Below are 20,460 nucleotides of genomic sequence, written 5' to 3'. Positions count from 1 at the left end.
CCTTACTCTTCCTTCAGGCGGTGGCGGCTGACACCGGCCAGCAGCAGTCTCAGACCCCAACCCAGCAGCAGTATGCTGACCAGGCTCAATCCGGCCAGGCGCAGGGGGTGATTGGCAAAGAAGTGCCACAGGCGCTCCCACCAGGGGATATAGCCCACCTCATAGCGCTCGCCCACCGTCAGGCTGCTCACGCCGGACTCCCGTATGATGGCCACAGTGCCGCCAATCTTCTCTCGCAGGGAGGGGGTCTGCAGGGTCTGGTTGAGCAGCTCGACACCCGCCTCTCCCCCCGCCAGCAGGGCCACCAGGCTGCGCTGCTCGTGGCGCGGTGACTGCAATCCCAGGATGGCGGCGATGGCCCCGTTGCCGCTCATGGCGACCCTGGCCTCGGGCTGGCGATCCTCGAGAGAGGCCAGCAGATCCCCCTGCGAGGGGCGACGCGGCTGGTTGACCCAGCTCTGTCCCGCCTCCAGCAGGGCATTCGGCTCGGCATCCATCCCCAGCTCCTTGGGCAGGCTGCCGATGAGCAGGGTGTCGAGATCCGCCTCGCGCGCCTGCTCCCAGTCATCCACCAGGCGCACCGAGAGCGCCGGATAACCTGTCTCGGCGCCGATGGCGCCCAGGGTGTCGAGCAGGGTGGTGATCTGCGCCGGCAGGGGCCTGGCCGGCATCAGGACCTGGGTTTCAGAGAGATCGGCCAGACGGCTGAAGGGGAAACCGGCCCCGGCAAAGACCTTGAGGTTGGGCATCTCGATGAAGTGGCGATAGCCGGTGAGATCCAGGGTCGAACCCTCGTCGATCCGCACCCGTTGCGGCGGCGGCATTATGGTGTCGCAGCGGCCGTCCGCGTTGCCCCCGATGACACGCCCCGCATACTGGAACACGAAGTTGAGTCGGTTGGGCTGGGCCACCTTGAGGCCCGGCATGCGCAGGGCTCGGGCATCATCGTCCCCGGCCAGCCAGAGGGGCAGGGTCAGCATCTGCTCCCCCTTGAGCACGTCGGGCTCGAGGGCGTAGGAGCGAATGAACTGATCGTTGACCGCCAGATCCAGCCGCGAGCCATCCCGACTCAGGGGCGCCGTGTTGTGGTAACTCAGATCCATCTTGATGCCGCGGCTCGCGAGCAGATAGAGATCCGGCGGCAGGCGCAGGGTCAGCGCGAGGGGCCAGGGCTGAGCCCCGCTCGCCTGCAGCTGCCCCTCATACTCGACCAGCTCGCCGAAGCGCACCGGTCGATCCAGCCGAAGCCAGTTGGGGGCATCATAGGGTTTGCGGGGGGCCAGCGGCGTCAGGCTGTCGACCCGCACGCTCTGCCCGCGCAGCAGCACATTACCCTGGGCGATGGCCCGGCTGGCGGTGAGCAGGTCCTCCCCGTCGCGCCCGAGCACCAACAGCAGCTTCACATAGGGGTTATCCGGCGAGCTGATCATGTCGATGGTGGGCCCCTCCACCTTGGGATAGTCGGCCAGGAAGGGGGGGCGCTTCTCGTTGGTGGCGAAGATGATCCCGTTTTGCTCGGGCAGCCTGTCGATCAGCACGGGGAAGTGCTGGCCGCGCCAGTCCGCCTTGGCACCAAACCAGGAGGCCAGCACCCCCGCCGCCTGCTGCTCGATGAGGGGCACGGCACCGCTGAAGACCATGGGGAGCACCAGCTTGTCCTGGTCCCGGGTATCGAGGAAGGGCATGGGGAAGAAGGAGAGCTCGTTCCTGACCGGCAGCGTTTGCAGTACCAGGGTCAGCTTGCTGTCACGGTTGACGTTGAGCCAGAGGGTGCTGCTGCCCGGGTTCTCGCACACCTTCTCGTAGTGGCCGACGAAGTCAAATCTGAGCCGGTTGAAATCCTTGGCAAAGCGGGGATCGAGCCGGATCTCGGCATGACTGCGCTGGCCCAGCTGCTCCTTCAACAGAGGGGTGACCCCCATCAGCTCATCGTTCAGGTAGACCTTGACCTGGGAGATGAGGGGGAGCAGTGAGGGAGAGGGGGTGAAGTCGATATCCAGCACGGCGTCGGTCACCACCTGGTCCCGGCGCACGGTGAAATCGGCCAGCCCCTCGGGCAGCGTCCCCCGCAGGGAGAGGGTGCCCGGGGTCGAGGCCAGCTGCTCGAGGGTCAGCTCCCGTTGCTCGACCGGGGCGGGAACCGCCTTCTGCGGGCCGACGGCGTCGGCCCGCACAGGCCCGTGCATGAGCAGCAGTAGCGGGAGGAGATAGGCTTGTCGGTTCATCATCCTTTCACTGTTTCAAGGGTCGGAGCCTGAGACCGGAAATCCGGTGAGACGCGACGGGGTAAGAAGGAGAGCAGCCAACGAGTCAGCTTCTCGCTGGCGATGCAGAAGGGGGCCAGGACGCTGCCACGCAGCAGACGCCAGTAGGCGCTCCATCCGAGCCGGGTGATGTCGATCAGGCTGTGCAGGGGGCGATCCCGACCGAGCCGCTCCTGCCAGAGTGACCAGGTATCGGCACGGGCAAAGGTGCACTGGATGAAGGCGATGTGCTGCTCCCGGGTCATGGGGGCGAGCGCCAGCCCCAGTTTGCGTCCCATCACCCGTCGCACCTGGGCGGCAAAGAGCGACTCGCGCAGGCCGTTGCGCAGCAGCAGCCACACCGTTTCACGCCCGTCCAGAGGCAGTTCCCGATCCAGCTCCAGACCGACACCACCATTGGAATAGTCTTTCAGGACACAGGGGTAGAGGTGCCCGCTCGCCAGTCGGATCGCCGCCGGCATCGCCATCTCGACCCTGGGATTGGCCCGCACCTGACGCGACTCGAAGGCCACCGCCAGGGCACCACCCAGTATGGTCATGTTGTAGAGCACCCAGAGCATGCCGAGGATCAGGGTCGGGATCTCGCCGGGCAGGCCGGTGGCGATGCGCCAGATGCCAAAGCCGAGGCCACACAGATTGAGCAACATCAGCAGCAGATAGGGGCGCGAGACTTCCAGATCCAGATAGACCTCGTCGGTCATCCCCCCTTTGGCGGTCACATTGAACTTGCCCTTGTGGGGGGCGAACAGGGCCACAGTGGTGGGGCGGGCGATATACCAGGCCAGCACCGTCTCGTACACCTCGCCCCAGAAGGAGTGGCGCACCTTGCCCTGCAGCCGGGAGTTGGTGAGGGCACTGTGGAAGATGTGCGGCAGCATGTAGAGGGCGATGGCCCCGGCCGGCGCATAGATGATGTAGGCGTGCAAGATGAGGAACGCCAGCGGCGCCGTCAGGAAGATGAGGCGCGGGATCCCCGACATGAAGTGGAGCATGGCGTTGAAGTAACAGAGCCGTTGCCCCAGGTTGAGTCCCTTGCCAAACAAGGGGTTGTCCAGGCGCAGGATCTGCACCATGCCGCGCGCCCAACGGATGCGCTGGCCTATGTGGGCCGACAGGCTCTCGGTAGCCAGCCCCGCCGCCTGGGGGATACGGATATAGGCCGAGGTGTAACCGAGACGATGCAGCCGCAGCGAGGTGTGGGCATCCTCGGTGACCGTCTCCACCGCGATGCCGCCGATCCGGTCCAGCGCCGAGCGCTTGATGACGGCACAGGAGCCGCAGAAGAAGCTGGCATCCCAGGTATCGTTGCCATCCTGAATGAGACCGTAGAAGAGCGCCCCCTCGTTGGGCATCTTGCGAAAGCGGCTCAGATTGCGTTCGAACGGGTCGGCCGAGAAGAAGTGGTGCGGGGTCTGCACCAGAGCCAGGGAGGGGTCCTTGAAGAACCACCCCACCGTCATCTGCAGGAAGGAGCGGGTCGGCAGGTGATCGCAGTCGAAGATGGCCACCAGCTCCCCTTGCGCCTGCTTGAGGGCGTGGTTGATGTTGCCCGCCTTGGCATGCTCGTGGGTGGGGCGAGCCACATAACGGATCCCCGCCTCCTCGGCGAAGTCGCGAAACGCAGGGCGATCCCCGTCGTCGAGCAGCCAGATGGTGAGCTTATCCCTGGGCCAGTCCAGCGCCAGCGCCCCGTAGACGGTCCCCTTCACGATGGCGAGATCCTCGTTGTAGGTGGGGATCATCAGATCCACCGAGGGCCACAGCCTCTGATCGAGCGGCAAGGGCGCGGGCGGGCGGTGCAGGGGCCAGGCGGTCTGCCAGTAGCCGAGCAACAGCACCACCCAGGCATAGGTCTCGGCAAACAGCAGCAGCAGGCCGCAGCCCAGGCTGACCGGATCGAGCCAGTCCAGGGTCGAGGTATAGCGCCACCAGATGTAGCGGCAGGAGATGATGAGAGAGAGCACCATCAGCATCAGCATGGGATAGCGACCCGGGATGGCTCGCAGCACCAGGGCCATGCTCGCCAGCAGCACAACGAACACCAGCTGTGCCAGGGCATCGAAGGGCTGGGTGATACAGAGCAGGCTGAGCAGGCCGGCCACCGTACAGAAGAGCCCCGCCTTCCAGCGGGCCACCCTGGGCCCTCCCACCGCCGCCGAGACCCCCTTGCGCTCGAAGCGGGCCAGCCGCCGGCCCAGCTCTGCGGTCAGCCGCTGCCAGTTACGCCGCCAGGCCTCGGGCCAGCGCAGGGGAATCGGCTCGGGCCGGCGCACCAGCAGCCAGCAGAGCTGGATCAGGGCGCGCAGGGGATCGCCCGAGCGGGGTCGCTCCAGTTGGGGAAAGAGGGCGTGCCGATGCCGGCGCAGCCACTGCCAGCCGGGGCGCTCCAGCGGAAACAGGCTCCAGGCGAGCAGCGCCAGCAGGGTGAGCAGCAGGCTCCAGCTGCGAGAGGCCCCCCACTCCCGCCCATGGCGGTAACGTTGCCGGCACCAGAGCAGGGCATGGGGTCTGAGCAATAACCTCAGCACGGGTGCCCCTCAGGGGCGAGGCACCACTGCGCCAGCGCCGCCAGCTCATGGGCGATCAGGCTGTCCGGGGCATGCGCTCCCACCGGCTGCTTGAGCGCCATCGCCTCGGCCATCGCCTCATCCCGGTGCAACCGCATGTTGAGCAGGGGCAGGCTCCCCTGCCGCCATAACTCCATCAGATCCTGTTGCAGGGCCCGGCTGCTGTCGAACTGGGTCACCAGCAGACGCTCACCCGCCGCCACCTTGTGTTGAAACAGCCGAACGTGGCAGTTGGCGTCGGCGTGGAGCAGGGTCAGCCGGCGATCCGCCGCCGCCACGCCGCCCACCGGCAGATCGAGCAGCAGCAGGTCATAGCCCGAGATGGCCGAGAGCCAGGCCGGGGAGCCCGGCTCGCTCCCCTGACCATGGGGCAGCAGATCCAGACCGGGTTGCCAGGTGTGCAACGCCTGTTGCCACTGGCTGGCCGGATCGGCGAGCTCGCGCCACCCGGCGGCATCGATGGACAGGCCAAAATGCAGCGCCAGCTGGTTATTCGGGCACAGGCCCAGGGCCAACACGCGGCGCCCGGCCTGCCAGGCTGCATGACCGATGCCGGCCACGGTCGCACTGGTTCCCACCCCACCGCGCAGGCCATTGAGGGCTATGGTGATCACCGCTTCTTCCTCATATCCAGCTCTCCCAGCAAGGGGTAGCGCCGCCGCAAGGCATCGAGCCGCTCCTCCTGCGCCACATCGTGATAGTGCAGTGAGACCCCAAAAGACTCCTGCACGATGGCGATGTCTGTGATGTGATCCCCCTCGACCTTGACGCCAAAGGGGGAGAGGGGGCTCTCCTTCATGGGCTCCTCACTCAACGGGGATAGGGGACCCACTCCCCCTTCCCGAGTCTGATGTAGTACTGACCCTGATACTGGATCACGATCGATCCCTGGTTCTCCGCCACCGAGGGGGTCTCGGGCAGGCCATCCAGCAGGGCGGTCCAGTCGATCTGCTCCTTGTCGAACCAGTTCCCTCCCACCAGGCGGGAGACCAGCTCCGAGATGGCCAGATAGCTGCTCGGCGCATCGACATAGCGGGTCTTCTGGTGAGGCTCGCGGGTACCGATCAACGCCACCCCGGCCGGCACCTGAGTAATGGCGGGGCTGGGAATGTCACGCAGCCCCGACATCTGCATGCGATCGCCGGCCAGGGCGGCACCGTGCTCCGGCACCACCAGCACGGCGACCCTGCGTCCCGACGTGGCCAGTTCACTCAGGAAGCGATCCAGCTGATCGAGCTGGGTTCGCAGCCGAGACTTGTAGGGGGCCGGCTGGCGGTTGGCGACATAACGGTTACCGTCGTGCAGACCGATCAGGTTGAAGAAGGTCACATTGCGCCTGGCCTGACTCTCACTGCGCCGATCCAGCCAGCGCCGGAACAGGGCGTCATCCCGATAGACGGGTTCACCATCGAACGAGGCCAGATCGTGAGGCAGCCGCTCCGTGCTCATGGGGGTCACCTGCAGACCGACATACTCCCCCAGCCCCTTGAGGTAGTTACCGAAGGCGCCCGAGTGATCCATGGCCACCTGCTGCTCGAAGCCGAGGGCGGCCAGGTTCTCCATCAGCAGACACTGACGGGGGGCGGCCACATAGAGATCCTCGTGGCTGGGCTGGCCACAGCTGGCGCGCAGCAGACGAATCGAGGCCGGCCCGCTGTAGGAGGTCGCCGAGTTGAAGTTGTTGAAGAAGATGTCGAAATGGCGCCAAACCGGATGCGTGGTCAGCTCGCTCGCCTCCACGTCGCTCCAGGCGAGGGAGCAGATGTTGATGATGAGCACATCGAAGGGCGCCGCATCGCTCGGCAGCTTGGCCGGAAAGCTGACCCGCCGCCCCTGCTCCTCGGCATAGAAGTCGTTGAGATAGGCGGTGAGGTTCTCGTTGGTGGGCGGCGCACTCTCGTCGATCTGCTGCTCTATCTCCTGTTGCTCGGCAGGCGCGCCGGTCTCGGCTGACTTGGCCACCACCTTGCTGGCCGGGAGCAGCGTATCGAGCTGGGGCGCCATCCACAGCCATGCCAGCGCCAGCACTATCCAGGGGGTGAAGCGCAACCACTGGGCCAGAAACAGATAGGCCACCAGCATGACGAAGCCGACCCCCACCATCTCCCAGTTGATGAAGCGATTCATCAGCTCGAGCCAATATGCCAACGAGAACGACAACACCTGCCCCCCCTGGCTCATGATGCTGTCGATACCGGGCAACCAGGTGTCGTGGTAGAGCAGGGCAAAGCCGAGCGGCAGCGCTACCCAGTGGCGTATCCGTCGCCAGGTGGGCCTTGGCAGCGGCAGCAGCAGAAAGGCGACGAAGACCAGATTGGGCAGGGGATGAAAGTTGAGATAACCGGTCCAAAGCAGGGCCAACTTGCCCAGAAAGTAGAGGTTCCATCCCCCCAGTCCTTGCCACTCCTGCCAGGGAGAAGAGGGAGAAATTGCGTGTCGCATCATAAGGGGAATATCACCTCTGGCTTGTTCGCCCGGAAAAGAGAGAGCGCGGCTGCGCTCTCCGAGGGCCATTGCATCATGTAATTATGCCTCCTTTTTCCAACGCGATCAGATTGTTATGGCAACAAAGTGTGAACGGCATCCCCTGCGACTCACCAAACTTGAGACGGCTTCGGGATTGCGCCATGATGTGAGCCCCGGCCGGAGGCCGGCGAAGTGAACAGCCACAGCAAGGACCCCCCATGTTTGAACATGTCGACGCCTACCCGGGCGATCCCATCCTGACCCTGGTCGAAACCTTCCACAAAGACCCGCGCGAGCAGAAGGTCAATCTCGGGATCGGCCTTTACTATGACGAGCAGGGGCGCATCCCCCTGCTCCCCTCGGTACAACAGGCCGAGGCCCAACGTGCCAGCGCCCCGGCGCCGCGCCCCTACCTGCCGATGGAAGGGGCCGCCAACTACCGCAGCGCCGTACAGCAGCTGCTGTTCGGCGCCGACCATGAGGCGGTCAAGGCCGGCCGCATCGCCACCATTCAGACCATAGGTGGCTCCGGCGCCCTGAAGATCGGCGCCGATTTCCTCAAGCGCTACTTCCCGGGATCCGAGGTATGGGTCAGCGATCCCACCTGGGACAACCACAAGGCCATGTTCGAGGGCGCCGGCATCAAGGTGCACGATTACCCCTACTACGACGCGGCCACCGGCGGTGTGCGCTTCGATGCCATGCTGGCCTGCCTGCAAGACCTGCCGGCGCGCAGCATAGTGCTGCTGCACCCCTGCTGCCACAACCCGACCGGGGTAGACTTGACCCGTGCCCAGTGGGATCGGGTCATCACCCTCGTCGTTGAGAAGAACCTGATCCCCTTCATGGACATCGCCTACCAGGGCTTCGGTGACGGCCTGGACGAGGACGCCTACGCCATTCGCACCATGGCCGACGCCGGCGTCAGCTTCTTCGTCAGCAACTCGTTTTCCAAGAACCTCTCCTTCTACGGCGAACGCTGCGGCGGCCTGTCGGTGGTCTGCCAGAGCGGCGACGAGGCCGCCCGCGTGCTGGGCCAGATGAAGGCGACCGTGCGCCGCAACTACTCCAGCCCCCCCACCCACGGCGGCCAGATCACCGCAGCCGTGATGACCCAGCCCGACCTGCACGCCCTCTGGGTGGACGAGGTGACCGAGATGCGTACCCGCATCAAGGGGATGCGCGAGAAGCTCTACAGCGTGCTCAGCGCCAAGGTACCGGGGCGCGACTTCGGCTATTTCCTCAGTCAGCGCGGCATGTTCAGCTACACGGGCCTCACCCCCGAGCAGGTGGATCGCCTGCGCGAAGAGCACGCCGTCTACCTGGTGCGTTCAGGGCGCATGTGCGTGGCGGGGCTCAACAGCCGTAACGTCGAGTACGTGGCGGACGCCATCGCCGCCGTACTGAGCTAAGCCCAAAGACCCCGCTTCGGCGGGGTCTTGCTTTCGGAGAAACCATGGATCTGATTGCCCTCTCGCGCCTCGGGGTGCGCCACCTGGTGGCCCTGCACATGCTGCTCGACACCCGCAGCGTCACCCGGGCCGCCGAGCGTCTGTGCACCAGCCCCTCGGCGGTGAGCAAGACGCTGGGGCAGCTACGGGAGACCCTGGGGGATCAGCTGCTCTATCGCCAGGGCAACCAGCTGATCCCGACCGCCTTTGCCGAGCGTCTCGCCCCCAGCCTGCACCGGCTGCTGGTCGATCTCAACGCCCTGCTCGGTGAGGGGGAGTTCAACCCCGCCAGCTGGCGCGGCCGCCTTCGCATCGCCCTGCGCGAGAGCTCCCTGGCCTGGTTGGGCAGCCCCCTGCTGGGGCGCCTGATGGAGGAGGTGCCCGGTCTCGAGCCCGAAGTCTGGAGCAAGGAGGCGCGCGGCCTCGATGCGCTGGCCCAGGGCAGGCTCGACTTCGTGATCCTGCCCCATGACCAGAGCCAACCCCGCCACCCGGGCCTCGAGTGGGAGACCCTGTGCGAGGACCGCCTCATCTGCCTGCTGCGCCCGGACCATCCGGCCCTCGGCCAGCCATGGAGCCTGGATGCCTACCTGAGCTGGCGCCATATCGCCATCCGCGACGAGGAGCTGGCCACCCCCTTCTTCGAGCAGCAGCTGGCCCAGTTGCAGGTGCAGCGTCGCATCGGCGCCACCCTGCCCGACTTTGGCAGTGCCGCCGCCTTGTGTCGCCACAGCGATCTCGTCCTCACCTGCTCGCAAGGCTGGGCCCACGCCTGCGCCCCGCATCTGGGGCTGATAAGCCGTCCTGTCCCCTTCGAATACGGTGCGGTCACTCACTCCTTGGTCTGGTTTGGCCCGGCCGGCCAGGATCCGGCCATGAGCTGGATCCGCCAGCGCCTGTTGCAGCTGGCCAATGAACTCCAGGGACCAGCCATGCGGGGCAAGCCCGCGGTCGAGCACAGTCGCGGTGCGTAATGGGGGGCACGCTAACAGAGTCGTCCAGTGACACAACCCCGCATAGCGGTTCAATCAATGACCAGGGGATCAGAGGGCGGGTAAGCCTATCGGGGAGCGACAGCCTCTGTCTCTCAAGGCGTCGGCGAACTGCGCCAGTTCGCTCGGCGTTGCGCTGGACCAGAGCCGCGCCTCGCCACGCACCCCATGGCGGCGAAAGCCGTTGATCCGCACCGGCACAGGCCCCAACTCGGCCAACAGGCTGGCCAGCTCGGCGCAGTGCTCCAGCAGATCGCTCTGACCGGGAATGTGAAGCAGCCGCACCTCGGCCAGCTTGCCGGCCCGGGCCAGCAGACGCAGTGAGTCGTGCACCCGCCCGCGAGAGCGGCCGGTCAGGGAGAGGTGAACCGACTCCTTCCACGCCTTGAGATCGACCATGACCCCATCGCAGACGGGCAACAGCCGCCGCCAACCCGCCTCGGCCAGAAAGCCGTTGCTATCGACCAGACAGGTGAGGTGAGCCAGATCCGCCTCCCCCTTGATGGCGCCAAAGAGCGCCACCAGGAAGGGGAGCCTCAGGGTCGCCTCCCCACCCGAGACGGTGATCCCGGTGAGCAGAGGCGCATAACGACGCACCACGGCCACCACCTGTTCGACCGACATCTCGCCGACCTTGGGGCTGGCGCTGCGCGGGCAGACGTCGAGGCAGGCGTCACACTGGGTGCAGAGCGCCTCATCCCAGATCACCCGTTGCCCGACCCGGCTCAGGGCCCCGCTCGGACACACCGCCAGACAGTCGCCACAGTGATCGCACTCCCCTATGGTGTGGGGGTTATGGCAGGAGGGGCAACGAAAGTTGCACCCTTGCAGGAAGAGGACCAGGCGATTACCCGGCCCATCCACGCAGGAGAAGGTGAGCAGGCGACTAACGCTGGCCTGCAAGCTGCTCATGGCTCACCACCCTGGGCTGGCGCCCCAGTATGCCGGTATTCTCGGCCGCTTCGGCGCCCAGCGCCGTGGTGTTGGTGCGCGAGCCCTGCTCGCCGTGCGCATGGATATCGGAGAGCTTCACCATGTAGCCGGTGACCCGCATCAGATCGTTGCCCTGCACGTTGGCGGTGAACTCGCGCAGCCCCAAGGCAAAGCCCCCCTTGCAGAGCTGCACCAGGGCCTCGGGGTTGCTGCGTATGGTGGGATCCAGGGTCAGGATCTCGCTGATCCCCGAGGGGTAGTAGCCGTGGTGCGGGGCCAGGGCCAGCAGGTGACTGGCGGGATCCGGCTCCTCTCCGTAGGGGATCCGCACTCCGGGCGTGGTGCCCGTGTCGACGCTGAGTCCGCCCTGGGCGTGCAGCAGGGCCCGCCCTTGCCAGGCATGAGCAAACTCGCGCCCCTGAACGAAGCTGGCCAGGGTGGCCGAGATGCGATGCCCCAACCGGTTGGCCCCCTCGTCGTGACCATAGCGGCCGGTGAGACCGCTCTTCTCAAGCAGCAGGTTGACCGCCTCGGCCATGGCGTAGATGCCGAACATGGGGACGAAGCGCTCCTCCCGAATAAGCCCCTCGCTCACCAGGAAACTCTCGAAGAAGCCCGACTCCCGGTGCAACACCCGGCAACGCGCCTCGATGAGCCGGGACATCAGCTCGCAGTAGCGGGGCAGCTGTTCACCGATGAAATGCTCCAGATCCCGGCTGCGTTCGGCCACCGCCTTGAGATTGAGGCGCACCAGGGTGTTGGCACCGCCGGCGATGGGCAGGGCGTTGTAACAGCTGACGATGCCGACACCGGGCTCATCGAAGGCCTGACGATGAAGCGGGTAGTTGGCGATGTGGGGCTTGCCGGTGGTGGTGATGTTGTCGGCGGCCTGCAGCAGCAGGGAGTCCGGTGTCGACTCGGGATCCCAGAAGAGGGTGAGATTGGGGGCCACTTGGGCCAGCTCGGCGTCGATCCGCAGCAGCAACCGGCACAGGATGTTGTCATCGGGGCCCAGGTTGACGTGCATGAAGGCGTCGGGCAGCACCCGATCCAGATAGATCCAGAAGGCCTTCAACTTGCGATAGAGGGTCGCCTCATCGAGATCGCCGATGAAGGGGAGCAGCAGCCGATCGAGCCGTCCCAGCCAGACCGGCATGGCGGTCACCGAGGGGACGTGGTGATAGAGGATGCGCAGGGCCTCGAGAGCTTCGTCAAAGTCCTTCGGGGGGGAGAGCTCCAGCCAGCGGGAACCCTGGGCCAGGAAGCGTTCGTAATCGGGCAGCACATAGCGTGGCTTGTAGGGCGCGTGCCCCTCGAACATGTCGCAGATGATCCCCTCTTCCCGGGCGATCCTGACCTCGTCGGGAAGATCCGGATACGGGAGGGCATTCTCCGCCTCCAGCGAGAGCAGACGGGCCTTCTGGGCCGCAGAGAGATGGGGGTCACGCACTATGCGTCGGCACTGCTCGATAAAGGACATGATACGACTCCACCGTTGAGAACCGTCTTATCCTCTCTCTTTGTATGCCTACTATGAAGGGAAAAGGTGTTAATGGCGGATTTCACAGAAGGAAATCCGCCACCCTGGATCACATCAGGGATAGATGACGATGGGGGTACCCGGCTGCACCGCGTTCCACACCTCGTCCATGTCGTGGTTGAGCAAGGCGATGCAACCATTGGTCCAGTTGGAGCGCTGCACCGCCGGGCTACCCCAGTTGTTGCGCTGGCCGTGGATCATGATCATGCCACCCGGGCTGACCCCTTTCTCCTTGGCATTGGCCAGGTCATCCAGGTTCGGATAACTGACGTGGATCGCCTTGTAGAAGCCGGAGTTGGTCTTCTTGTAGTCGAGCAGATAGCGCCCCTCCGGGGTGCGCTGATCCCCCTCGCGCTGCTTGTGCCCCACCGGCGCCGGGCCGAGGGCAATCCAGTAGCGCTTGACCTCCTTGCCATCCTTCATCAGGGTCAGGCTATAGCGGGACTTGTGGACCACCACCATGTCCGCCGACAGGGAAGCCATACTCAGTGCCGGCCACAAGGCCAGCAGACACATCAATACTGCTCTCATTCCATCCCTCGGACAGCCTCTACAGGGCCGTTCTCTCTCAATGATCATCTGAACCGCAACGCCGCACAGGGCGCGGCGTGCGACATCATATTTGATCGCCGCCAATACTCAATACGGGGGCACGAACAATTCCTTAACTGGGGGAGCATCCCCCTACAATAAAGTTATAAAACAATAAGATAAGTTCAACAAGCCGGGGTGGTAGCCAAGCCGGAGAGTGCGCCATAATGAACCACCATTCCCGCCAAGGAGCCAGCATGCTGCCGTTGCGAACCCTGTCACTCACCCTGTTGCTGTGCACCGCAGCCGCGCAGGGGGCGACCCCCCTCTGGCTGCGCCAGCCGGCCCTATCCCCCGATGGCAGCCGCCTTCTGTTTACCTGGCAGGGTCGCCTCTTCATCGCCCCCAGCGCAGGGGGGACCGCCACGCCCCTGACCGGCAGCGACTACCTGAGCCACTCCCCGGTCTGGTCACCGGACGGAGAGCAGATAGCCTTCTCTGCCGATCTCTATGGCAATGACGATGTCTATGTGATGCCGGTGGCCGGTGGCCCCATGACCCGCCTCACCTTCGATTCCCGTCCGGACCGCCCCCTCACCTTCAGCGCCGACGGGCGCGAGGTGGTGCTCACCTCACAGCGACCCGGCCTGCCTGAGCAGGATTTCTATGCCCTGGATGGTGGCTTCGGCGCCCTCTACCGCGCCCCCGTGGGCGGCGGCGCCCTCATCGCGGATTTCCCCCTGCCCGCCCAGCAGGCTCGCTACCGCGGCCAGGACCTGGTCTATCAGATGCCGGGGACCGATCAGATCTGGCGCAAGCACCAGCACTCCTTCGCCGTCCCCCGCATCTGGCTTCAGCAGGACGGCCAGCAGCGCCAGCTGAGCGAGGATCGCATCGCCGCCAGCGACCCCTGGTGGAGCCCGGACGGCAAGGGTATCGTCTATCTGAGCGAGCGCAGCGGCGACTTCAACGTCTGGCGCCACGACCTCGGTAGCGGCAAGGAGCAGCAGCTCACCCACTATCGCGGCCATCCGGTGCGTCAGCTCACCATGGCCGACAACGGGGATCTCGCCTGGTCCTGGCAGGGGGAGCTCTACCGCCTGCCGACCGGCGCCACAGAGCCGCAGCGCCTCTCGTTCACCATGCTGGCCGCCCTCCCGCCCCTGCGCCACACCTTCCCGCTCACCCGGCCGGATCAGGCCGTCGTCAGCCCCGAGGGCGAGGAGGCGATCCTGGTCGCCGGTGGCGATCTGTTTGCCGTCGATCTCATCAAGGGAAGCAGCCGCCCCCTCACCCGCACGCCCAGCGAGGAGAGTGCCCCCCTCTATCTGCCGGAGCAATCGGCCATCCTGTTTCTGAGCGAGCGCCATGGGGCGGCCGCACTCTATCGCCTCGAACCGGCCGATCCCGAACGCCCCCTGAGCACCCCCGGCGCCCTGCACGAGGAGGAGGTGCTGCGCCTGTCGGGTCAGGCCATCAGCCAGCCCACCCTGAGCCGCGATGGCAAGCGGGTGGCCTTCGTGGTCGACGGTCAGGCCGTCTGGTTGCTCGAGCTCGAGAGCGGGAAAAAGAGAGCGCTGCTCGGCCCCGAGGCCAACCCGTTCAGGCACAGCATCAGCCTCGCCTTCTCCCCGTCAGGCCAGCAGCTGGCCGTCACCCTGCAACCGGACTCGGCCCAGCAGGAGGTGGCGGTGCTGGATCTCACCACGCCGGACGCCAAGCCGGTCAATGTCAGCCAGAACGGCTATCTGGATGAGCTGCCCGCCTGGAGCGAGGAGGGAGGCATCCTCTACTGGCAGTCGGCCCGTTACGGCCTGCTCGACGCCGACGGGGAACCGGTCGGTCGCACCCTGCTCGGCCTCTACAGCAGCCGCCCGGCCCGTGCCGATGCCCTGGCCGAGCGGGAGCCGCCCAAGCAGGGTTACCCCTTCGACAGCCAGCATCTCGGCCACCGGGAGGCGCTGCTCCACCCTCTCTCCGGCACCCTGCTGGCCAGCCAGCTCAGAGGGGGAGTGCTGCGTTACATCACAGAGGAGTATCTGGATGGCCCGGACCCGGTGATCCGTGGCTACGCCCTGGATATCGCCTCCGGGGAGCGTCACCCCCTGTTTGAGGATCAGCCGGGCCCCGCCCTCGCCAGCCTGGACCGGGAGGGTGCCCACGCCATCCTGATCGGGGATGGCACCCTCACCCGCATCCCCCTCGACTCGGGCGAGAGTGAGCAGGTCAGCTTTACCCTGCAGCAGGAGCAGGAGTGGCAGAGCCTGATGACCGCCAGCTTCGATCAGATTGCCCGCCTCACCCGCAGCGAGTTCTACGACCCCGACATGAACGGGGTGAAGTGGGACGACTATGTGCGCGACTATCGCCGCTTCCTCCCCTCCATCGGCAACCCGACCGACTTCGCCACCCTGCTGGGAGAACTGGCCGGGGAGCTTAACGTCTCCCACACCTGGGGCATTTCCCCCACCCCGGCCGGCGGCGACGAGAGCGCCAGCTTGGGGGCTGTGTGGCGTGAACAGAAACAGGGTCTGTTGCTCGCCGCCCTGCTGCCGGGCGGCCCCCTCGAGATGGAGAGCGAAGCCGCCGTCGGCGATCGCCTGCTGGCCATCGATGGTGAGGCGATAGAGAGCCTGCCGGCTCTGGATCGGGCCCTCAACCACAGGGCCGGGCAGCGGCTGCAACTGACCCTGCAACGGGGCAAACACACCATACAGGCCGAGGTGATGGCCATGGATCTGGCGCAGGAGGCGGAGCTGACCCTGACCCAGTGGCGCGAGCGGCGGCGTGCCTATGTGGAGCAGCAGAGCCAGGGGCGCATCGGTTACGTCTACGTCCCCGAGATGAATGCCGCCGTCTATGCGGATGTGGTCGCCCAGGTGTTGGGACGCGAGCGCAGCCGTCAGGCGCTGATCGTCGACGTGCGCTTCAACAAGGGGGGCTATCTGGCCAACACGCTGGTGGAGTTTCTCTCCGGCAACGGGGAGCAGCAGGGGATGGCGAGCAGCTGGCCGCGCGCCGGCAAGGGGGCGCCCGACTCGGCCACCCGTCAGTGGACCAAGCCGAGCCTGGTGCTGGCCAATGCCGCCAGCTACTCGGAGGGCTCGGCCTTCCCCCGCTACTATCAGGCGCTCAAGCTGGGCCCCGTGGTGGGTGAGCCGATACCGGGAACAGGTACCACGGTTTACAACCACAGCTCGCGGCTCATTCCCGGGCTCGAGTACGGCATCCCGACCCTGGCCCTGCGCGCCCCCGACGGCACCCTCTACGAGAACCGGGAGCAGGAGCCGGACAAGCTGGTACGCTATACCCCGGCCGATCTGCTGGCCGGTCGCGACCCCCAGCTCGACGCCGCCATCGAGGAGGCCCTGGCCCTGCTCAAGGGGCGGCCCACACCATAAAAAAGAAGGGGAGCCCAGGCTCCCCTTCTACTATCCGGCAGTCGGTCAGGCGGTCGCCTTATCCCCGGTCTTGGCCTGCGCCAGCTGGAAGCGGGTCTCGGCCAGATTCAGCGCGTTGCGCGCCTGCTCCAGTCGGGTCTCGACCGCCGCGAGCGTGTCGCGCTCCTGCGGCAGGCTTCTCGCCAGCGCGTTCAGCTCATCCACCTCGTCATTGAACTGGGTCACCAGCGCATTGAAGCCCGCAATCCGCGCCTGGGTCAGCTGCTGCGCCTCGTTCAGGCGAGACTGCAATGCCTCGTATTGCTTGATCAGCGCGGCACGGGTGGCGCGATCCCGGGCCCGGTTGATGCGATCGACCAGGGCGTTGGACTCGTTGACCAGGGCATTGGATGCGCGGATGGCGCTGTTCATCTGCTGGCGCGCCCCCTGCACGGCCGCCTGCTTGTCATCGAAACCATCACTGAGCGCCTGATAGCGCTGCTCCTTTCCATCGAAGGCGGTGCGCTGAACCCCATAGGCGGCCTGCTCATCGGCCAGCGCCTGGCGCAGCCGGGCCACCTCCGCCTCCAGGGCCACCAGATCGGGGGCGCTCTCCGCCACCATGGTCGGATAGAAGGCGGCGACCTGGGGAACGGTCACCTTGAGGGCCGACACCGCATCGGCCTCGTTGGGCTGACCGATGGCCACACCGCAGGGGCGTCCCTTGCAGGTGAGGTCGGGGGAGGAGAAGGAGTACTCGCTGTTACGCACACCGAACAGGTGGGGATAACCCATGACGGTGGAGAAGACGCCCCGCTCGCCGTGACCCAACGCATAGCTGAAGGTGCCGCCACCCTTGCCATCCTGCAACCAGGAGTGGCGCAGCCCCATGTTATGGCCCAGTTCGTGCACTAGGGTGATGTCGGGGCAGCCTTGTACCACCACATGGCTATACATGCTCTCCTTGGCGCGCTGCATCTTGCCCTGGGTACCCAGGCCGCCGACCCAGGCGATCCCGCAGGAGCCGCGGTAGGCAGGATCCTCGGGACGCAGCAGGGTCACCATGTCAGCCCCGTAGCGGGTACGCAGGGCCGAGACCTCGTTGAAGGCCTTGTGAGAACGATCGGTGAGGGCATCCAGCGCCACCTCGTCGACCCCCAGATCCGGATAGGCCACAGACTGGTCGTGAACCAGGCGCAGGGTGACATCCAGGCCGCTGTTGGCATAGACCTGGTTGGCCACGTTGACCAGATGTTGGGCCCGGGTGCCGGCATCTCCGTTGTAGAGCTTGGCCACGCCCGGTGTGTGCAGCACCATCAGGTCGACGGTCACCGCCGACGCACTGCCGCTGCCGAGCAAGGCCCCTACCAGGAGGGCCGTCATTGTCTTCTGCATGTGATATTTCCTTCTTGTTGTGGTCATGAACGGGGCGGCAGCTCGTCCGTGTGGCTGTCGTCCAGAGGCGGGGTCATATATATCCATCCCTGGCCGCGCAGGGTCTCCAGCGTGAAGCTGCCCTGCGGCGTACCTATGAACCCGAATGCGGTCTCTTTGCCAAAGGTGAAGTTGACGGGATAGGGCTCGCCTTCCACCTCCACCTCGCCCTGCCAGTTGCGGCGCCCTCCCGCCTGCAGCTCGGTGCGGGTGACCTTGGCCTGCAGGGTGCGCCCGTCCGGCAGCGTCAGGCCCACCACATCCCCCGGCTGGGCCTGCCCCAGGGCGTCGTTGGTCAGGGCGATAGAGGCGATGAACTCGATGTCGCCGCGCTCCGGACGGGCCAGCGGCAGATCGGCGTCGGGCTCGGCCTCTTCCCAGGGGGTCTCGATGTAGTGACCCCCCTCGGGGGTCAGCGCGGTTGCCTTGGCGGCAAGGATGCGGGGCGCGTCGGGGATCGCCCGTACCCGTGCAATGGTGGGGTCGTCCTCGGCAATCAGGGGGGCAGGCAGTACGATGGGGCTCTCGTCCTGTGCCTCGGGCGGTAACGCCGGAGCGGGCCGGGAGTGCCACCACCAGAGGGCGGCCAGGGCCAGAGTGGTGCAGGAAAAAACAGCTATCTTATTGATATTCATCGTACTATCCCAAAAGAAGGCGCAAGCGAGGCTCATATTTAGAGAGCGACCGACTCCCGAGGGAAGCACACTCCCTACCCCCATCTGGGGGATAAGGAGTTAATTTGTTTTAAATCAGCATCTTAATATCTTTATACAGTAGCCGAGTGGCGACAATGTGTGTCCTTGGCACAAAAAAAGGGAGGCAATTGCCTCCCTTAACCGGATATGACTGCCTGCGCCTTTATCGGCTCGACCAGGCTCTGTGACCCACCATCACAGGGTGAAGCGACGTACCATCTCCTGCATCTGCCGGTTGGCCCGGGCCAGGGTCTCGGTACTCTGATGACTCTCATTGGCACTCTCGGTGAGCTGGTGCAGCATGTCGCGGATCGACACCATGTTGCGATTGATCTCCTCGGTGACCCGGCTCTGCTCTTCCGCTGCGGTGGCAATCTGGCTACTGAGGTCATTGATTCGCACCACCGCATCAGCCATCCCGTCCAGTCCTTCGTTCACCTCGCCGGTCGTGGCCGCCGTCTCCGTGCAGCGGCGCTTGGTTTGCTCCATGGCGACCACCACCTGGGCCACCCCTTGGGTAAGGCGCGAGAGCATGCTGCCCACCTCGGCCGTGCTGTTCTGGGTTCGGGCGGCAAGCCCGCGCACCTCGTCAGCCACCACCGCAAAGCCGCGCCCCTGCTCACCGGCACGCGCCGCCTCGATGGCCGCGTTGAGCGCCAGCAGGTTAGTCTGCTCGGCGATGCCACCTATGACCCCCAACACGCTACTGATGTGGCTGGCCTCCTCCTGCATGGTTTGCACCTTGGCCGCGGCCGCATCCACCTCATCGATCAGCGCCATCACGCTGGCAGATGCCCCCGCCACCACATCACGGGAGTGCCCGGCCTGGGTAGTCGCCCTGTGGGTAAAGTCCGCCGTCTCGGTGGCATGGCCGGCCACACTGTCGGCTGTCGAACTCAGTTCATTGACGGCGGTAACCACCAGCTCGGTCTCGCTGGCGTGCCGCTCGAGAATGCCGTTTGCCGCGCGGGTTTGCCGCTCCATGCTCTCGAGCTCGCGCACGAAGAGGGCGCTAGAACGAGTCAGTTCGCGCATCAGCTCCTGCAGATAACCGATGAAGTGGTTGATGGCACTGGCAATCTGATCGATCTCGTCACGCCCCTCGACCCGGATCCGCGCGGTGAGATCCGCATCGCCGGCCGAAAGCGCCGCTATGTTCTGGCGCAAACCGTCCAAACGACGCACCAGCTGACGGATCGCCATCAGCATCAACACAAACAAGAGGATGATGAGGGGTAACTGAATAGAGGCGAGCAGGCTCAGCACTTCGCTGCTGCCCCGGGTCAGCAGACTGGTCGGCACCGCAGTGGCCAGCAGCCAGGGAGTGCCCTCGACGGGTTGCAGCAACAGGGTTTGTGGCTCGGACCGTCCCTCGAAATGGGCACGAACCACACCGTTACCCACCTGAGCCAACAGGGGGCGCAAAGCCGCGGCGAACGGATCGTCGCCGTGTTGGGAGAGATTGCTGAGCACCACGTCACCGGTGAGGGTACTGTTGCGACTGAGGATCTTGCCATCGGCCTCGACGATCAGCACCTGACCGCCGATCTCTTTCTCCTTCTCGGCCACCAGATCGTTGAAGAAACCCAGGGTCACATCGATGGTCGAGACCCCGTAGAGGCGGCCCTCTTTGTAGATCCCCATGGCGCAGTTGGTACGCGGCTGCGCGCTGGCGCCATCTTTGTATGCGGCTGCCCAGACGCACTGGCCGCGCTGTGCCTGCTGGCCGGCACGGTGCCAGGGCTGCTCGAAGTAGTTGGGCGCCTCGGCAGAGTTCCAGTAGGTGTTGACGATGAGCCGGTTACCGGCATCACGATGATAGAAGGTGCTGAACTTATCGCGCTCGGAGTCGCGCTGCCGGGGCATGGGCCAGATGCCGCCACCAAAGACCATGGGGTTGCCGTACTGATCGATGAGGGCCGGCAGCAGGCGGTCAATCTGCTCGCTATCGAGTTGTGGTACCAGCTGGGTGATGGCGCGAGACTGGCTTTGCACGCCGTTGAGCGCGTCTGTGATGGTCGTGGCGATCTCCTGGACTTCCAACACCAGGTTCTGCTCCGCCGCCTCCTGCAACTTGGGTTTGACCCAGCGCTGGATGCCCAGCAGGGTCAACGCCGTCACCAGTACCATGAATCCGATAAACACCGCCGTGTATCTGCCACGAATCGTGGCCATCACTGATCCCATAAGACACTCTCCCTGCCGAT

General features: G+C 65.5%; 14 protein-coding genes. 3 read left to right on the top strand and 11 right to left on the bottom strand.

Features of this window, described 5'->3' with window-relative positions; all coding sequences use genetic code 11:
- Positions 1 to 2: 2 nt before the first annotated feature.
- Genes bcsB through bcsG form a run of 5 tightly spaced genes read right to left on the bottom strand, consistent with a single transcriptional unit; the run spans position 3 to position 7,276 of the window.
- Positions 3 to 2,228: a cellulose biosynthesis cyclic di-GMP-binding regulatory protein BcsB gene (bcsB, locus tag BN1121_RS13980; protein WP_152424580.1), complete on the bottom strand. Its 2,226-nt coding sequence runs from the start codon at positions 2,226 to 2,228 to the stop codon at positions 3 to 5.
- A complete protein-coding gene (bcsA, locus tag BN1121_RS13975; RefSeq protein WP_043597981.1) occupies positions 2,225 to 4,792 on the bottom strand; it encodes a UDP-forming cellulose synthase catalytic subunit in 2,568 nt (855 codons plus the stop codon). Before bcsA ends, bcsB begins: the two co-directional genes overlap by 4 nt.
- A complete protein-coding gene (locus tag BN1121_RS13970) occupies positions 4,786 to 5,445 on the bottom strand; it encodes a cellulose synthase operon protein YhjQ/BcsQ (RefSeq protein WP_005345522.1) in 660 nt (219 codons plus the stop codon). Before BN1121_RS13970 ends, bcsA begins: the two co-directional genes overlap by 7 nt.
- On the bottom strand, positions 5,442 to 5,630 hold the full coding sequence (gene bcsR / locus BN1121_RS13965) for a cellulose biosynthesis protein BcsR (protein ID WP_005345520.1): 189 nt from the start codon (positions 5,628 to 5,630) through the stop codon (positions 5,442 to 5,444). Before bcsR ends, BN1121_RS13970 begins: the two co-directional genes overlap by 4 nt.
- 11 nt (positions 5,631 to 5,641) lie before the next feature.
- The gene (bcsG, locus tag BN1121_RS13960; RefSeq protein WP_043156934.1) at positions 5,642 to 7,276 is read right to left on the bottom strand and encodes a cellulose biosynthesis protein BcsG; all 1,635 of its coding nucleotides are present in this window, start codon (positions 7,274 to 7,276) and stop codon (positions 5,642 to 5,644) included.
- A gap of 239 nt (positions 7,277 to 7,515) precedes the next feature.
- On the opposite strand from bcsG, the gene BN1121_RS13955 reads away from it, so the two are divergent.
- Positions 7,516 to 8,709, top strand: coding sequence for an amino acid aminotransferase (locus BN1121_RS13955; protein ID WP_005345517.1), 1,194 nt, complete (start codon positions 7,516 to 7,518; stop codon positions 8,707 to 8,709).
- A gap of 44 nt (positions 8,710 to 8,753) precedes the next feature.
- Positions 8,754 to 9,722 (top strand): LysR family transcriptional regulator, encoded by a 969-nt coding sequence (locus BN1121_RS13950; RefSeq protein ID WP_005345515.1) that lies wholly within the window; start codon positions 8,754 to 8,756, stop codon positions 9,720 to 9,722.
- A 69-nt stretch (positions 9,723 to 9,791) separates the two neighbouring features.
- Here the strand turns inward: BN1121_RS13950 and BN1121_RS13945 are convergent, their stop codons facing one another.
- From BN1121_RS13945 to BN1121_RS13935, 3 genes are all read right to left on the bottom strand, one after another.
- Positions 9,792 to 10,652 (bottom strand): YjjW family glycine radical enzyme activase, encoded by an 861-nt coding sequence (locus tag BN1121_RS13945; RefSeq protein ID WP_005345513.1) that lies wholly within the window; start codon positions 10,650 to 10,652, stop codon positions 9,792 to 9,794.
- Positions 10,627 to 12,153: a YjjI family glycine radical enzyme gene (locus tag BN1121_RS13940; protein ID WP_005345512.1), complete on the bottom strand. Its 1,527-nt coding sequence runs from the start codon at positions 12,151 to 12,153 to the stop codon at positions 10,627 to 10,629. The genes BN1121_RS13945 and BN1121_RS13940 overlap by 26 nt, the downstream gene beginning before the upstream one ends.
- Before the next feature lie 114 nt (positions 12,154 to 12,267).
- A complete protein-coding gene (locus BN1121_RS13935) occupies positions 12,268 to 12,744 on the bottom strand; it encodes a L,D-transpeptidase family protein (protein ID WP_043156895.1) in 477 nt (158 codons plus the stop codon).
- Positions 12,745 to 13,001: 257 nt separating this feature from the next.
- Between BN1121_RS13935 and BN1121_RS13930 the strand changes: the two genes are divergently transcribed.
- Positions 13,002 to 16,145: a S41 family peptidase gene (locus BN1121_RS13930; RefSeq protein WP_005345510.1), complete on the top strand. Its 3,144-nt coding sequence runs from the start codon at positions 13,002 to 13,004 to the stop codon at positions 16,143 to 16,145.
- A 45-nt stretch (positions 16,146 to 16,190) separates the two neighbouring features.
- Here the strand turns inward: BN1121_RS13930 and BN1121_RS13925 are convergent, their stop codons facing one another.
- The 3 genes from BN1121_RS13925 to BN1121_RS13915 all read right to left on the bottom strand — a co-directional run bounded on the left by BN1121_RS13925 (position 16,191) and on the right by BN1121_RS13915 (position 20,428).
- On the bottom strand, positions 16,191 to 17,519 hold the full coding sequence (locus BN1121_RS13925; protein ID WP_005345509.1) for a reprolysin-like metallopeptidase: 1,329 nt from the start codon (positions 17,517 to 17,519) through the stop codon (positions 16,191 to 16,193).
- Positions 17,520 to 17,542: 23 nt separating this feature from the next.
- Positions 17,543 to 18,193, bottom strand: a complete 651-nt coding sequence (locus BN1121_RS13920; RefSeq protein WP_005345508.1) for a protease inhibitor BamI-like protein — start codon at positions 18,191 to 18,193, stop codon at positions 17,543 to 17,545.
- Positions 18,194 to 18,448: 255 nt separating this feature from the next.
- Complete coding sequence (locus BN1121_RS13915) at positions 18,449 to 20,428, bottom strand: methyl-accepting chemotaxis protein (RefSeq protein WP_231553040.1); 1,980 nt, start codon at positions 20,426 to 20,428, stop codon at positions 18,449 to 18,451.
- Positions 20,429 to 20,460: the final 32 nt, after the last annotated feature.

Source organism: Aeromonas diversa CDC 2478-85, assembly GCF_000819805.1.
Lineage (GTDB): Bacteria > Pseudomonadota > Gammaproteobacteria > Enterobacterales > Aeromonadaceae > Aeromonas > Aeromonas diversa.
Note: the sequence above shows the minus strand (reverse complement) of the source record. Positions and strands in the feature narration are given on the sequence as shown.

What these genes read in the sequence shown, in the direction of transcription:
- bcsB (WP_152424580.1), bottom strand. Translation starts at nt 2,228, where the DNA reads ATGATGAACCGACAAGCCTATCTCCTCCCGCTACTGCTGCTCATGCAC.
- bcsR (WP_005345520.1), bottom strand. Translation starts at nt 5,630, where the DNA reads ATGAAGGAGAGCCCCCTCTCCCCCTTTGGCGTCAAGGTCGAGGGGGAT.
- bcsG (WP_043156934.1), bottom strand. Translation starts at nt 7,276, where the DNA reads ATGATGCGACACGCAATTTCTCCCTCTTCTCCCTGGCAGGAGTGGCAA.
- BN1121_RS13955 (WP_005345517.1), top strand. Translation starts at nt 7,516, where the DNA reads ATGTTTGAACATGTCGACGCCTACCCGGGCGATCCCATCCTGACCCTG.
- BN1121_RS13950 (WP_005345515.1), top strand. Translation starts at nt 8,754, where the DNA reads ATGGATCTGATTGCCCTCTCGCGCCTCGGGGTGCGCCACCTGGTGGCC.
- BN1121_RS13945 (WP_005345513.1), bottom strand. Translation starts at nt 10,652, where the DNA reads ATGAGCAGCTTGCAGGCCAGCGTTAGTCGCCTGCTCACCTTCTCCTGC.
- BN1121_RS13940 (WP_005345512.1), bottom strand. Translation starts at nt 12,153, where the DNA reads ATGTCCTTTATCGAGCAGTGCCGACGCATAGTGCGTGACCCCCATCTC.
- BN1121_RS13935 (WP_043156895.1), bottom strand. Translation starts at nt 12,744, where the DNA reads ATGAGAGCAGTATTGATGTGTCTGCTGGCCTTGTGGCCGGCACTGAGT.
- BN1121_RS13930 (WP_005345510.1), top strand. Translation starts at nt 13,002, where the DNA reads ATGCTGCCGTTGCGAACCCTGTCACTCACCCTGTTGCTGTGCACCGCA.
- BN1121_RS13925 (WP_005345509.1), bottom strand. Translation starts at nt 17,519, where the DNA reads ATGCAGAAGACAATGACGGCCCTCCTGGTAGGGGCCTTGCTCGGCAGC.
- BN1121_RS13920 (WP_005345508.1), bottom strand. Translation starts at nt 18,193, where the DNA reads ATGAATATCAATAAGATAGCTGTTTTTTCCTGCACCACTCTGGCCCTG.
- BN1121_RS13915 (WP_231553040.1), bottom strand. Translation starts at nt 20,428, where the DNA reads ATGGCCACGATTCGTGGCAGATACACGGCGGTGTTTATCGGATTCATG.